Origin of the sequence: Rhizorhabdus wittichii, from assembly GCF_017607425.1 — a bacterium.
Classification (GTDB): Bacteria; Pseudomonadota; Alphaproteobacteria; order Sphingomonadales; family Sphingomonadaceae; genus Rhizorhabdus; species Rhizorhabdus wittichii.
The window spans coordinates 3,993,266-4,006,452 of the sequence record NZ_CP059319.1 but is presented as its reverse complement, the minus strand read 5'-3'; the positions used below and the strand labels follow the sequence as shown (position 1 = coordinate 4,006,452).

Genomic DNA, 13,187 nt, shown 5'->3' with positions numbered 1-13,187 from the left:
CCGGGTGCGAAACGGGGGATAACGGTGTCAGGACAAGGGCTTGGCAGCAGGCGGGCGGGCGGCGTCCGGGCGGCAGTCCTCGCTTGCGAAGAGAGTCTCGAAGGCAATGCCGCCGCCGTCGAAGCCATAGACATAGCGCACCGGAATGCCGAGCCGGCGAAAGGCCTGGAAATCCGGTCCGCAATAATCGGACAGCAGCGTGGCGCGTCCCAGCGCGAGATCGTCTATCTCGCTACGGGTGACTGGCGATCCGTCGCGATGGATCAGCGTATGTTCGACGCTCAACATGTCCAGATCGCGCCGATAATCGACGCGATCGAACCGGGTGACGTCATCGAGAAAACGCGGCAGGCCCTGGTTTATCTCGGGCAGCGCGGCGACGAGCCCGGCTCGTTCCCATTCGGGCTCGCGGGTTTCGAGGAAGCGGGCGAAAAAGACCGATCCGATCTGCAACGCGATCGCCAGCACCGCCACCGCCACGGTGCGCAGTTCGTTGCTACCGCGATCGACGACGCGCGTCCCGAGCTCCTCGTCCCAGCTCGTCATATCCTCGTTGAGCAGGCGATCGCGCGCGCGCACCATGGCGAAGAAGCTGAGCAGCGGCAGGCCGAGGAACATGCCGTTGACGTAGACGCGCAGATTGCGCCGCAGCGCGAGGGCGCCGATCGGCCGGCCATCCAGCGTCTCGACCCGGATGCCGGCGAGCAGTTTGCCCGGCGTGGTGCCGAAGACGGCCAGGATGAGCGCATCGACGAACAGCGCGACCGGCAATATCACGAAACCGACGAGAAGATCGGTGCCGCTGCCGGACGGCAGGGGACTTTCGAGCAGCGTGGGAAAGAACAGCCCCGCCAGCCCCCCTATCAGCAACGACAGGACGGCAGCCAGCAGCCAGCTATCGAACAGCCGCGCCCAGAGCCGTGCGGCCGGTGTGGCCGGTTCGACCCATTCCTCCTCGGCCGGCCCGCCGCTCCCGGCTTCGATCGCTATCTCGGACATGCCATCTCCCCCCGTCCCCGGATCGATGCTAGCGAGATGGACGATGATGTTACAACCGCCTACCCGCATCGGGGCCCGTCGCTCGGTCCGTTTCGGATCGGATTCCCGCCGATGAGCGGGCCCATCCGCATCCTCGTCGACGCCGACGCCTGCCCGGTGAAGGACGAGATCTACAAGGTCGCCTGGCGGCACGGACTGCCCGTCACGCTGGTCAGCAACCAGCATCTGCGCGTGCCGCAGCATCCCTTGGTCGACAGGGTGGTGGTGGGCAGCGGCTTCGACGCCGCCGACGACTGGATCGCCGAGGCGAGCCGCCCCGGCGTGGTGGTGGTCACCGCCGACATATTGCTCGCCGACCGCTGCCTGAAGGCCGGCGCCGCCGCGATCTCGCCCGCCGGCAAGCCCTTCACCGCGGAGTCGATCGGATCGGCCGTCGCGACCCGCGCGATCATGGCCGACCTGCGCGCCGGGATGACGGGCGAGGGAATCGGCGGCCCGCCGCCCTTCTCCAAGGCCGACCGCTCGCGCTTCCTGTCGGCGCTCGACGAAGCGCTGGTGCGGCTGAAGCGGCTATTCCCTACCGCTTCTCCACCAGCGCCTTGAGCCGGGCCGCCTGGCCGCCCATGACCCCGTCGACCACCGGCGCCAGCGCCGCGCCGCCGCCGGGGATATGGCCGCCGACCGCATAGGTCTGGCGGAACTCGGTGCCGCCCGCGACCGGCTTCAGCTCCCAGCTCAGCGTCCCCGCCACCCCCATCGCCTGGAACGGGCCGAGCGCGCCGTCGAGCCGGATCATATGGTTCGGATCGATCGCGACCACGCGCATATGCGCCGATTCGCCGCCGGTCTTCGGCAGCTTCTCGCAGAAGCAGCCGCCGATCGCCGGTTCGAGCCGCATGTTCGCGGCATCGCCCGACCAGCTATGCGCCGGGTCCCACCAGCGGCCGGGGGCGAGCAGCGCCGCATAGACCGCCTCGGGCGGGGCGGCGATCGTCAGCTCGGCGCGCACCGCGAAGCCCGAGGCGTCGGCCGACACGACCTCGGCCCCGGCCGGCGCCGTTGCCGCCAGCAGCGCCGCGATCGCGACGACCCCCGCCCGCGCGGTCACGCCGCCACGCGCGGGCGGATGTCGAGCTCGCCGAGGAAATCGCGCTTGCCGATCGCCACGCCGCGGTTGCGCAGGATCGCATAGGCGGTCGTCACGTGGAACAGCAGGTTGGGCAGGGCGAAGTCGCGGACATAGTTGGCGCCGGTGAAATGGAGGGCGAGGTCGCCGATCTCGAGGATGATCGGCACCTCCTCGCGCCCGGCGATCGCATCGGCGGGGACGCTGTCGAGATAGGCGATCGTCCGGGCGATCCGGTCGCGCAGCTCGGCGACGCTCGTCTCCTCGTCGGGGAAGCTCGGCGGGGTCTGGCCCGACAGCCGCGCCGCCGCGCCCTTGGCGCCGTCGCTCGCGATCTGGACCTGGCGGAGCAGCGGGTGCATGTCGTCGGCGAGCCGGTAGCCGAGCCATTCGTCCTCGGCGACGCCCGCCGCGGCGAAATGCTCGGCCCCCTTGTCGAGCAGGGCCGAGAGATTGGCGAGGCTCCTGCGGATCACCGGAATCGAGGCCTCGTAGAGCGTGGTGGCGGTCATGGCATCCCCTTCGGACATGGTTCGCCTTCCCTATAGCCCGAAGCGAAGGCGGCCCAAAAGCAAACCGCCCGTTCCCCGCGAACGGGAAACGGGCGGCGCGGATGCTGCGGGAGGGGGGCATTGCCCGCAGCAACAGCTTGCCGGTCAGCGGGCGAGCATCGCCACCGCCGAAATCTGGCCGGGATGGAAGCCGAGCTCGATCAGCCGGGGCCCGAGATCGGACACGTCGGCCCGATCGCGCACCTGGCCGACGAAGCGCCGCAGCGTCTCGAGCCGCGGATCGGCGAGCGGCAGCTTGGGCCGCAGCCCCGCCGCCGAGCCGACCAGCCGGGCCAGCCAGCCGCGCCGACCGGCGCCGCCGTCTTCACCCGCCTCGCGAATCGCCAGGCTGACGACCTTCCATTCGAGCGGCGAGAGCGGCGGAAAATCCGCATCGGCCCGAGCCCTGATCGCAACGGCAGTCGTCATCTCTTCCTCCTCGTGAGTCTCTGTCTACGACTCAGCCGACCAGCTTGGCTGTGATCTCGGCCACATGCCGGCCCTGGAATCGCGCGCCATCCAGATCGGTCGCGCTCGGCTGGCGCGAGCCGTCGCCGTCGGCGATGGTGGTGGCGCCATAGGGCGCGCCGCCCTTGACCTCGTCGACGCCCATCTGGCCCTGATAGGCATAGGGCAGGCCGACGATCGTCATGCCGAAGTGCAGCAGGTTGGTGATGATCGAGAAGAGCGTCGTCTCCTGCCCGCCATGCTGGGTCGCGGTCGAGGCGAAGGCCGCGCCGACCTTGCCGTTGAGCGCGCCGCGCGCCCACAGGCCGCCGGCGCCGTCGAGGAACGCCGCCATCTGGCTCGACATCCGGCCGAAGCGGGTGCCGGTGCCGACGATGATCGCGTCGTAATCCTCCAGCTCGGCGACGGTCGCGACCGGGGCCTTCTGGTCGAGCTTGAAATGATTCTTCTCGGCGATGTCGAGCCGCACCGTCTCGGGCACGCGCTTGACGTCGACCTCGGCGCCGGCCGAGCGCGCGCCTTCGGCGATCGCTTCGGCCATGGTCTCGATATGGCCGTAGGTCGAATAATAGAGGACGAGGATCTTGGGCATGTCGGTGACTCCGATGGGGATGAATGGATTTCCTTTTCCGTCACCCCGGCGGAGGCCGGGGTCTCGGGAGGCTCACGCGCTGCGCTGCTCCCGAGGTGCCGGCCTCCGCCGGCACGACGGAGGATGGTTGCTACGCCACGTCGACCAGGACGATCTCGGCATCGTCGATCGCCCTGACCTCGATCGTGTCGAGATCGGCGATCGCCACGCCGTCGCGCGGGTCGGCGGCGACGCCGTTGACCTCGATCCGGCCTTCGGTCGCGACCAGATAGGCCTTGCGGTCGCGGCCGATCGTGTGGGTCGCGGTCTCGCCGGCCTTCAGCGTCGCGCCGATCACCCGGGCATTGGCCCGGATCGGCAGCGCGTCGCCGTCGCCGGCGATGCCGCTCGCCAGGGTGACGAACTGGCCGGCGCGGTCGCCCCTGGGGAAGGGGCGTGCGCCCCAGCCGGGCTTGTCGCCCTGCCGATCGGGGATGATCCAGATCTGGAAGAGGGTGGTGTCGACATCCTCCTCGTTCTTTTCCGAATGGACGATCCCGGTGCCCGCCGACATCACCTGGACGTCGCCCGCCTCGGTGCGGCCGGCATTGCCCAGGCTGTCGCGATGGGTGATCGCGCCGCGGCGGACATAGGTGATGATCTCCATGTCGTTGTGCGGGTGCGGGGCGAAGCCGGTGTGCGGGGCGATGGTATCGTCGTTCCAGACGCGCAGCGCGCCCCAATGGACCCGCTGCGGATCGCGATAGTCGGCAAAGGAGAAATGATGCTTGGCGTCGAGCCAGCCATGGTTGGCACCGCCGAGCGACGAAAAGGGCCGAACTTCGATCATTGCGCTTACTCCCTCGGCCGCCACCTCCGGGCGGCCGCTTCGAAGACCAATCTAGGCTTGCGCACCGGCAAATAAATGGAGATGATCGAAACCCATCGTTTCCATTTATGATCCTCGGAGACCCTATGGCGCGCCTTCCCGATTTCGAGGCCTGGGCGATCTTCGCCAAGGTGGCCGAGCTGGGCAGCTTCTCCGCCGCCGCCGACGATCTGGCGCTGTCGAAGGCGACCGTGTCCAAGGCGGTGTCGCGATTGGAGCAGCGGCTGGCGGCGCCGCTGTTCCACCGCAGCTCGCGCAAATTGTCGCTGACCGAGAGCGGGCAGATGGCGCAGGAGCGCGCAGCGCTGCTGCTCGCCGAGGGCGAGGCGATCGAGGAGGCGATCTCCGAGCGCGGCGCGGTGCCGCGCGGGCTGGTCCGGCTGGCGGCGCCGATGTCGTTCGGCATCGCGCATCTGCGGCCGATCCTGCCGCTGTTCCACCAGGCCTATCCCGAGGTGGTGATCGACCTGCACCTGTCCGACGAGCGGGTCGACCTGATCGAGCAGGGCTTCGACGTCGCGCTGCGCATCGGCCAGCTCGAGGATTCGGCGCTCAAGGCGCGACGGCTATTTCCGGTGCGGCTGCCGCTGGTCGGCGCGCCTGCCTTGTTCGACCGGCTCGGCCGGCCGGCGCATCCGCGCGACCTGGTCCGCTATCCGGCCTTCGCCTACACCCATGTCCGCCATCCCGGCCGCTGGCATTTCCGCCATCCGGCCGAGGGCGAGCTGTCGGTCGAGATCAAGGGGCCGATCCGCGCCAACAATGGCGACGTGCTGATCGACGCGCTGCTCGCCGGCACCGGCATCGCCACCGCGCCCGACTTCCTCGTCTGGCGGGCGCTGGCCGACGGCAGCCTCGAAGAGGTGCTGTCCGACTGGACCTCGGGCCCCAGCATCGCGCTCCACCTCGTCACCCCGCCGACCCCGCTGCGCCCGGCGCGGGTCAAGGTGCTGATCGACTTCCTCGCCGCCGCCTTCCTCAAGCCACCCTGGACCACGCGCTGAGCATCTTTCGTCATTCGGGCGGAGGCCGGACTCTCCGGAGATGAAGCGCCGCGCGACTCTCCCGAGGTTCCGGCCTCCGCCGGAACGACGCCTTGGCATGGGGATGGGAGCGGTTGAGCCCATGCCCAAAGCTGGCTAAAGCCGCCGCCACTCCATCCTGAACCGGACCGCAGCCATGACCGACACGATGCCCGACCGCCTCTCGATCAACCCGTCGAGCCCCCATTTCAACGCCGAGCTGCTCGAACGCGGCGTCGGCATCCGTTTCAAGGGGGTCGAGAAGACCAATGTCGAGGAATATTGCGTCAGCGAGGGCTGGGTGCGCGTCGCGGTCGGCAACACCCGCGACCGCAAGGGCAATCCGCTGACGATCAAGCTGAACGGCCCGGTCGAGCCCTACCTCAAGGACGCGGCCGACAACGGCGCGGACGGCGCCGAGGGCTGATCCGGCCGGCCGTTCCGCCCGGACGGGAATGGCGATAAGAAGACCCGATCGATCGCGACGACGGGGAACGACATGCCGAAACGGCGCGGCCAGGGCCCGGGCTGGAAGCAGGTGACCGCCTATGGCGGCCTGCTCGCCGCCGGCACGCTGGCGCTGCAATGGCTCGACTATCGCCGGCTCGCGCGGTCGTACATGGACGAGATCGCCATCGCATTGGTCGCGGGCGGCTTCCTGGTGCTCGGCATCGTCATCGGCATCCGCGCCTTCGCCCCCCGCGCCGCGCCGCCTTTCGACGGCAATCCGCAGGCGATCGAATCGCTCGGCATCACCCCCCGCGAACTTGCGGTGCTGCGCGAGCTCGCGGCGGGCCGGTCGAACAAGGAGATCGCGATCCGGCTCGCCGTCTCCCCCAACACGGTCAAGACGCACGTCGCCCGGCTGTTCGAGAAGCTCGGCGCCGCGCGGCGCACCGATGCGCTGGCCCGCGCCCGCGCGCTCGGAATCCTGCCCTGACGGCCCGATAATTCGGACGATCGCCGCGAAATCACCCTTTCGGGCGATTGCATCCGCCGCCCGGCTGCCCTTCGATGCGCGCGGGCCCCGACAGGGAGGACGTCATCATGATCCGCACCATCCTGACCTATGGAAGCATCGCCGGCCTGATCGTCGGCATCCCGCTGTTCGCGATGGCGGTCGCGCTCGCCGGGCAGCCGCCGCTGCCCTATGGCGTGGCGCTCGGCTATCTGACCATGCTCGTCGCGCTCGCCACCGTCTTCGTCGCGATCAAGCGGCGGCGCGACGGGGAACTGGGCGGGGCGATCCGCTTCTGGCCCGCCTTCGGCATGGGTCTCGCGATCAGCCTGGTCGCCAGCCTCTTCTACGTGATCGCCTGGGAAGCCGCGCTGTCGGTGACGGGGATGGGCTTCATCGACGATTATGCGAAGGCCGCGATCGCCGAACGGCGCGCCGCCGGTGCCGGGCCCGAGGCGCTGGCCCGGCTCTCCGCCGAGATGGAACGGTTCAAGGCCGACTATGCCGATCCGCTGTTCCGCCTGCCGATCACGCTGACCGAGATCCTGCCGATCGGCATCCTCGTCTCGCTGGTGTCGGCGGCGCTGCTGCGCAACCCGCGCTTCCTGCCGGCGCGACCGACAGGCTGACCTGGCCGGACAGGCAGCCCGGCCCAGCGGTAGAGCCAATCACCGCCGGGCCGGGCGCCACTCCAGAGAAGGTGGGGGCGATTCCCCTGCGCCCCCATACGCTTACGCAACCACTCGGACGCCATGCAACGCCGGACACCGGGCTACTATGGTTGACGGGGCGCGGCAGTGATGCGCGTCACAGTCGCGAAAAACCGTTGCGGACGATGGTTGACGCGGGTGCTTGACCCCGGGGCCGGCGCCACCCACATTCGGGTCATGGACAAGGTCGAACGCAGCGACGCCGAATGGCGCGAGAAGCTCAGCCCCGAGCAATATCACGTGCTCCGCCAGGCCGGGACCGAACGCGCCTTCACCGGCAAATATTGGAACAGCAAGGACGCCGGCGCCTATCGCTGCGCCGGCTGCGGCGAGCTGCTGTTCGAGAGCGACGCCAAATTCGACTCGGGCTGCGGCTGGCCCAGCTTCACCGCCCCGGCCGAGGGCGAGGCGGTGACCGAGCACCGCGACGCCAGCCATGGCATGATCCGGACCGAGGTCCGCTGCGCGCGGTGCGAGGGGCATCTCGGCCATGTCTTCCCCGACGGGCCCGGCCCGACCGGCCTGCGCTACTGCATCAATTCGGCGTCGATCGACTTCGAGAAGAAGTGAGGCGACGCTCCACGAATCGCAGCAACTCCGCGACCATTCATCGCCCCGTCATCGTTCCTGGTCGATAGGGCTTGCCGATCGGTCGAAATCGGGGGCGTTCCGCTTGGCAGAGTCGGGGATAAAGGCTAATCGGACGGTCGCGCATGTCGACCAAACCAAACCCCAGGAAAAAGCCTAGCCGCATGGGCTGGCTCCGCACCCTCTTCAAGATCGGCCTCTTCACCGCGCTCGCCGGCCTCGGCGCGCTGGTGATCGCGGTGCTGATCGCGATGGCCTCGCTGCCCGGCTTCGAGGAGCTGAAGTCGAGCCCGAACGGGCAGACGGTGCGCGTCCGCGCCGCCGACGGATCGGTGATCGTCGCGCTCGGGCCGAGCTATGGCGACTGGCTGCCGATCGCGCAGATCCCCGATCCGATGAAGAAGGCGATGGTCGCGGTCGAGGACCGGCGCTTCTACATGCACCCGGGCATCGACCCGATCGGCATGGCGCGCGCCGCCTGGGTCGGCATCCAGCGCAAGGGGGAGGGCCGCCGCCTGCAGGGCGCGTCGACGATCACCCAGCAGCTCGCCCGCAATATCTTCCTGACCAACGCCTACAGCTTCGGCCGCAAGTTCCGCGAGGTGATCCTGGCGCTGGCGATCGAGCGCAAATTCTCGAAGGAGCAGATCCTCGAGCTCTATCTCAACCGCGTCTATTTCGGCGGCGGCGCCTATGGCATCGACGCCGCGGCGCGCAAATTCTTCGACCATTCGGCGACCACGCTGAACCTGGGCGAAAGCGCGATCATCGCCGGGCTGGTCAAGGCGCCCTCGCATTATTCGCCGACCGCCGACCGCGAGGCCGCGATCGACCGCGCCAAGGTGGTGCTGGAGGTGATGCAGGACGCGGGCGCGATCACCCCGTCCGAGGCCGGGGCGATCGACCTCGACAAGGTCCGCCTCGCCCCCGAGCGAGACCAGAACGCGGTGCGCTACTTCACCGACTGGGCGCTCGCTCAGCTCGACGACCTGGTCGACGAGCAGGTCCAGCCGATCGACGTGTGGACGACGATCGACCCGGTGATGCAGAAGGCCGCCGACGCCGCGATCCGCGCCAACGCCCCGCCCGGCGCGCAGGGCGCGCTCGTCGCGCTCGACCGCGACGGCGCGGTCCGCGCGATGGTCGGCGGACGCGACTATGTCAGCTCGATCTACAACCGCGCGACCCAGGCGGAGCGGCAACCCGGCTCCGCCTTCAAATTGTTCGTCTACCTGGCGGCGATGGAGGCGGGGATGAAGCCCGACACCCCCGTCACCGACGAGCCGATCGACATCGGCGGCTGGAGCCCGCGCAACAGCAACCGCGAATATGCCGGCGCGATCGACATCCGCACCGCCTTCGCCTTCTCGGTCAACACCGTCGCCGCCAAGATCGGCCAGCAGGTCGGCTTCGACACCGTCGCCGACATGGCCCACCGCTTCGGCATCGGCACCAAACTCAACACCCATCCGTCGATGGTGCTCGGCACCTCCGACGTCCGGCTGATCGACATGACCCGCGCCTTCGCGGCGGTCGCGCGCAAGGGCGTCGCCGTCGTCCCCTACGGCATCGTCAAGGTGACGACCGCCAAGGGCGACCTGCTCTACGAGCACCGCGCCGACGACAATCGCGTGCTGGTCGCCCCCTGGGTCGCCGCCGAGGTGACCGATCTCCTCCAGACCGCGGTCAATACCGGCACCGCGCGCGCCGCGCAGATCGGCCGGCCGGTCGCGGGCAAGACCGGCACCACTTCCTCGAACAAGGACGGCTGGTTCCTCGGCTTCTCCTCCGGCATCACCGCCGGGGTGTGGATGGGCCGCGACGACGCCAAGACCGTCGGCGGCCTGCAGGGCGGCCGCGCGCCCGCGCGCGCCTTCGCCGATTTCATGCGGGTCGCGGTCGCCAAGCGCCCGGCCGAGCCGTTCGAGACGCAGGTGACCCTGCCCGAATTCCAGATCGAGCCCGACGACGAGGCCTTCTTTGGCGCCCCCGACGACAGCTTCACCAACCCGGAGGGCCTGCCCGCCGACCAGGGCATCGAACCGCAAGCCGACCCCGAGGACGGCTTCGAGCCCCAGGCCGCGGCACCCACGGGCCCGGCGGCGGCACCCCCACGCGTCCAGCCCGGCCCGCCGCCCGCAGCCCAGCCGCGTGCCCAGCCGGCGCAACAGCAGCAGCAACGCCCGTCGCTCGGCTCGGATTTCCTGAGCGGCATCGACCAGCCCCGCCGCAACGCCGACCGGCCGCGGCCCTGATCCTCCGTCAGGCCTCGCGCCCCAGCCAGTAGAGTTCGCGCCCATGGCGGCGCAACCAGCCGCGCTCGGGCATCGGGTCGCGGCCGAGCAGCCGTTCGACCGCGGCGTGGAAATCGGGGCTGTGGTCCATGTGCAGGCGGTGCGCGACCTCATGCGCGACGGTTGCCTCCAGCACCTCGGGCGGGGCGAGGATCAGCCGCCAGCTGTAGCGGATGTCGCCGCTCGCCGAGCAGCTTCCCCAACGCGCGCGCGGATCGCCGATCGAGACCCGGCCGATCGTCACCCCGGCGATCGCCCCGAAGCGCGCCGTCTCCGCCTCCAGCCGGGCGAGCGCCTGCGCGCGCAGCCAGCGGATCACGCGAGGGCCGAGCATGTCGACCGGCGGCGGCACGACCAGCCGCTCGCCGACCCGGCGGACGATCCGCCCGCCGTCGCCGAGCTCGATCGTCAGCCGCTCGCCCGCCACCTCGATCGCCAGGCCCGGCACGATCGGCCGGGCGACCGGCAGCGCGCCGAGCGCCTCCTCGATCCAGTCGCGCTTGCTCTCGACCCATTTGAGCGCCTGGCGCAGCGAGGCGCGCGCGGGCAGCACCAGCCGGACCCCGCCGTCGCGCGGATCGACGCTGAGCCGCATCCGCCGCGCCTGCGCCATGCGCCGCACCTCGAGCGGACGGCTGCGCCCGCCCGCTTCGAACAGCATCACCGGCTCGGGCTTGCGGCGGAAGATCATGCGCGGGAGTCTAGCGCCTTATCATGTCGGTTGGAATCGGCTCCCCGCACGTCATGCCGAGCGGCCGATTTGCAGGGACCCTCGATCCCTGCAAAACCCGCTACAGTTCGCGGTCGACCAGATGATGTTCGAGGTCGCCGGCCTCGTCCTCCGACACCGTCCAGCCGCGCACCGACACACCGGCCTTGTGGACCGATTCGGGATCGCCGCTGATCAGCGGGTGCCAGTCGGGCAAGGGCTGCCCCTCGTCGAGCAGCCGATAGGCGCAGGTCGAGGGCAGCCAGTCGATCTCGCGCAGGACGCGAGGCGTCAGCCGCACGCATTCGGGGACGAAGGTGCGGCGATGCTTGTAATCCTTGCACAGGCCGGTGCGGCGATCGAGCAGGCGGCAGGCGACGTTGGTCGCCATCAGCTCGCCCGTCTCCTCGTCCTCCAGCTTGTGGAGGCAGCATTTGCCGCAGCCGTCGCACAGCGACTCCCACTCGGCCCGCGTCATCTCGTCGAGCCGCTTGGTCTCCCAGAACGGCTTGTCGCCGGTCATGTCAGCGCGCCCAGCGCTCGATGTCGGCGGCGACCGTGTCGGCGTCCTTGTCCTGCGCGACCAGCGCCAGCGGCTTGCCCTGCGGATCGAACAGCATCGCCTGGCGGCTATGGTCGACCAGATAGCCGGGGGTGCCGGGCGAGCCCTGCTGCTTCTTGTAGTAGATCGCGAATTCCTTGGCGACGGCGGCGATCTCGGCCTCGCTGCCGGTCAGGCCGATCAGCTTGGGATGGAAGGCGCGGACGAACTGCTTCAGCACGGCCGGGGTGTCGCGCGCGGGATCGACGGTGATGAAGATCGGCTGGATCTTCGCCGCCAGCGCCGGGTTCGACGCCTCGACCTTCCGATATCCCTTCATCAGCGTCTGCACGTCGACCGGGCAGACGTCGGGGCAGAAGGTGTAGCCGAAATAGATCAGCCGGTACTTACCGGCGAAATCGCCGTCGCTGACCTTGCGGCCGTCCTGGTCGGTCAGGGTGAAGGGGCCGCCGATCTTCGCGTCGGCCAGCGGCGGCGTCTCGCGCGCGGGGCCGCAGCCCGACAGCAGGGGCGGAGCCGCCAGCAGCAACAGCGCGGCGAGCGCGCGCGACAGGATCGGATTGTTCATGGTGCGGCCAGCCATGCTTTGCTATTGGCCCAGGCGCAAGGGCGTTTCATAACAGGGACATGCCACATATGATGATCCGCCGCCACCTGCTGGCCGCTTGCGTCGCCGCCACGATAGGCCTCGCTGCCGCCCCCGCCGCCGCGCAATTCTCGGACAGCTATAATTTCCTCAACGCGGTCCGCCAGTCGGACGGGGCGAAGGCGACCAAGGCCCTCGAAGGCAATGGCGCGACCATGGTCAACACGCGCGACTATTCGACCGGCGAGACCGCGCTGATGATCACGATCAAGCGCCGCGACCTGACCTGGTCGAGCTTCCTGCTCGGCAAGGGCGCCAACCCCAATGTCCGCGACGCGCAGGGCAACGCCCCGCTCCACGCCGCGGCGCTGCTCGGCTTCACCGAGGGGGCCGAACTGCTGCTGGGCCGCAACGCCCAGGTCAACATGGCCAACAACAGCGGGGAGACGCCGCTGATCATCGCGGTGCAGCAGCGCAACGTGCCGATGGTCCGCCTGCTGCTGATGAACGGCGCCGACCCGAAGATCGCCGACCGCATCGCCGGCAAGTCCGCCCGCGACTATGCCTCGGAGGACCCGCGCGGCAGCGCGGTGCTCAAGGTGATCGACGAGACCAAATCGACCGTCGCGCCGAAGAAGAACATCGCGGGGCCGGGGCTTTAAGCCTGGGATAGCGGCCGATCGAGCAGCAGATGGACCAGCGGATAGGGGCGCCCCTGTCCGTCGCGGTCCGAGCGGCCGGTCGGCACGAAGCCGAGCCGCCGGTAGAAGCCCACCGCCTGCCCGTTCTGCTCGTTGACGTCGGTGGTGACCGCGCCGTGCAACGCCGCCGCATGATCGACCAGCGCGCGGCCGACGCCGGCGCCGCGATGCCGCGGATCGACGAACAGCGCCTCCATGTGCGAATCGTTCATCAGCAGGAAGCCGATCGCGCGATCGTCCTCGCCGACCGCCAGCCAGAGCGGCGCGCCCGGCAGGAATTCCGCGACCTCGCGGCCGATCGCGGCGCGATCCCCGGGCGTCAGGAAATCATGGGTGGCGTCGACCGCATCGCCCCAGATCTCCACCGCGCGGGCGCCTTCCCCGGGTCGCATCGGCCTGATCCTGATCATCGGCGCGGCTGATAGCGGCGCGGGCGGACGCCGGCAACGGGTC

At 69.7% G+C, this 13,187-nt stretch carries 18 protein-coding genes; 8 read left to right on the top strand and 10 right to left on the bottom strand.

The features are described 5' to 3' along the window. Nucleotides 1-27 precede the first annotated feature (27 nt). Nucleotides 28-999 carry an RDD family protein gene (locus HRJ34_RS19235; RefSeq protein WP_208632135.1) on the bottom strand — a complete coding sequence of 324 codons (972 nt, stop codon included), beginning with the start codon at nt 997-999 and terminating at the stop codon, nt 28-30. Between the two features lie 111 nt (nt 1,000-1,110). Between HRJ34_RS19235 and HRJ34_RS19230 the strand changes: the two genes are divergently transcribed. Beyond that, entirely contained in the window at nt 1,111-1,602 is a 492-nt protein-coding gene (locus HRJ34_RS19230; protein WP_030092673.1) for a YaiI/YqxD family protein, read from the top strand. On the opposite strand, the gene HRJ34_RS19225 is transcribed toward HRJ34_RS19230, so the two are convergent. The 5 genes from HRJ34_RS19225 to HRJ34_RS19205 form a co-directional block, all read right to left on the bottom strand. Next, nucleotides 1,577-2,107, bottom strand: coding sequence for an SRPBCC family protein (locus HRJ34_RS19225; RefSeq protein ID WP_208632134.1), 531 nt, complete (start codon nt 2,105-2,107; stop codon nt 1,577-1,579). The genes HRJ34_RS19230 and HRJ34_RS19225 overlap by 26 nt on opposite strands. Then, on the bottom strand, nt 2,104-2,637 hold the full coding sequence (locus tag HRJ34_RS19220; RefSeq protein ID WP_029994432.1) for a DUF1993 domain-containing protein: 534 nt from the start codon (nt 2,635-2,637) through the stop codon (nt 2,104-2,106). Before HRJ34_RS19220 ends, HRJ34_RS19225 begins: the two co-directional genes overlap by 4 nt. A gap of 144 nt (nt 2,638-2,781) precedes the next feature. Beyond that, nucleotides 2,782-3,105, bottom strand: a complete 324-nt coding sequence (locus tag HRJ34_RS19215; RefSeq protein ID WP_012049012.1) for a hypothetical protein — start codon at nt 3,103-3,105, stop codon at nt 2,782-2,784. 31 nt (nt 3,106-3,136) lie between these two features. Continuing rightward, nucleotides 3,137-3,736: an NAD(P)H:quinone oxidoreductase gene (gene wrbA / locus HRJ34_RS19210; RefSeq protein WP_208632133.1), complete on the bottom strand. Its 600-nt coding sequence runs from the start codon at nt 3,734-3,736 to the stop codon at nt 3,137-3,139. 130 nt (nt 3,737-3,866) lie between these two features. After that, on the bottom strand, nt 3,867-4,565 hold the full coding sequence (locus HRJ34_RS19205; RefSeq protein WP_208632132.1) for a pirin family protein: 699 nt from the start codon (nt 4,563-4,565) through the stop codon (nt 3,867-3,869). A 125-nt stretch (nt 4,566-4,690) separates the two neighbouring features. Between HRJ34_RS19205 and HRJ34_RS19200 the strand changes: the two genes are divergently transcribed. The 6 genes from HRJ34_RS19200 to HRJ34_RS19175 all read left to right on the top strand — a co-directional run bounded on the left by HRJ34_RS19200 (nt 4,691) and on the right by HRJ34_RS19175 (nt 10,137). After that, complete coding sequence (locus HRJ34_RS19200) at nt 4,691-5,608, top strand: LysR family transcriptional regulator (RefSeq protein WP_012049015.1); 918 nt, start codon at nt 4,691-4,693, stop codon at nt 5,606-5,608. Nucleotides 5,609-5,783: 175 nt separating this feature from the next. After that, on the top strand, nt 5,784-6,053 hold the full coding sequence (locus HRJ34_RS19195) for a DUF3297 family protein (RefSeq protein WP_012049016.1): 270 nt from the start codon (nt 5,784-5,786) through the stop codon (nt 6,051-6,053). A 72-nt stretch (nt 6,054-6,125) separates the two neighbouring features. After that, a complete protein-coding gene (locus HRJ34_RS19190) occupies nt 6,126-6,566 on the top strand; it encodes a response regulator transcription factor (RefSeq protein WP_208632131.1) in 441 nt (146 codons plus the stop codon). Nucleotides 6,567-6,673: 107 nt separating this feature from the next. Further along, complete coding sequence (locus HRJ34_RS19185) at nt 6,674-7,213, top strand: DUF4199 domain-containing protein (RefSeq protein ID WP_012049018.1); 540 nt, start codon at nt 6,674-6,676, stop codon at nt 7,211-7,213. A gap of 258 nt (nt 7,214-7,471) precedes the next feature. Then, on the top strand, nt 7,472-7,864 hold the full coding sequence (msrB, locus tag HRJ34_RS19180) for a peptide-methionine (R)-S-oxide reductase MsrB (RefSeq protein WP_029548767.1): 393 nt from the start codon (nt 7,472-7,474) through the stop codon (nt 7,862-7,864). Between the two features lie 143 nt (nt 7,865-8,007). After that, nucleotides 8,008-10,137: a transglycosylase domain-containing protein gene (locus HRJ34_RS19175; RefSeq protein WP_012049020.1), complete on the top strand. Its 2,130-nt coding sequence runs from the start codon at nt 8,008-8,010 to the stop codon at nt 10,135-10,137. Between the two features lie 7 nt (nt 10,138-10,144). Here HRJ34_RS19175 and HRJ34_RS19170 read toward each other — a convergent pair whose 3' ends face one another. From HRJ34_RS19170 to HRJ34_RS19160, 3 genes are all read right to left on the bottom strand, one after another. Beyond that, entirely contained in the window at nt 10,145-10,867 is a 723-nt protein-coding gene (locus tag HRJ34_RS19170; RefSeq protein WP_012049021.1) for a M48 family metallopeptidase, read from the bottom strand. Between the two features lie 100 nt (nt 10,868-10,967). Further along, nucleotides 10,968-11,408, bottom strand: coding sequence for a YcgN family cysteine cluster protein (locus HRJ34_RS19165; RefSeq protein WP_029994429.1), 441 nt, complete (start codon nt 11,406-11,408; stop codon nt 10,968-10,970). A gap of 1 nt (nt 11,409) precedes the next feature. Continuing rightward, a complete protein-coding gene (locus HRJ34_RS19160; RefSeq protein WP_012049023.1) occupies nt 11,410-12,030 on the bottom strand; it encodes an SCO family protein in 621 nt (206 codons plus the stop codon). Between the two features lie 53 nt (nt 12,031-12,083). On the opposite strand from HRJ34_RS19160, the gene HRJ34_RS19155 reads away from it, so the two are divergent. Beyond that, nucleotides 12,084-12,695: an ankyrin repeat domain-containing protein gene (locus tag HRJ34_RS19155; RefSeq protein WP_016744572.1), complete on the top strand. Its 612-nt coding sequence runs from the start codon at nt 12,084-12,086 to the stop codon at nt 12,693-12,695. Here HRJ34_RS19155 and HRJ34_RS19150 read toward each other — a convergent pair. Next, on the bottom strand, nt 12,692-13,144 hold the full coding sequence (locus tag HRJ34_RS19150; RefSeq protein WP_016744571.1) for an acetyltransferase: 453 nt from the start codon (nt 13,142-13,144) through the stop codon (nt 12,692-12,694). The two genes, HRJ34_RS19155 and HRJ34_RS19150, sit on opposite strands and share 4 nt — an antisense overlap. Nucleotides 13,145-13,187 lie beyond the last annotated feature (43 nt).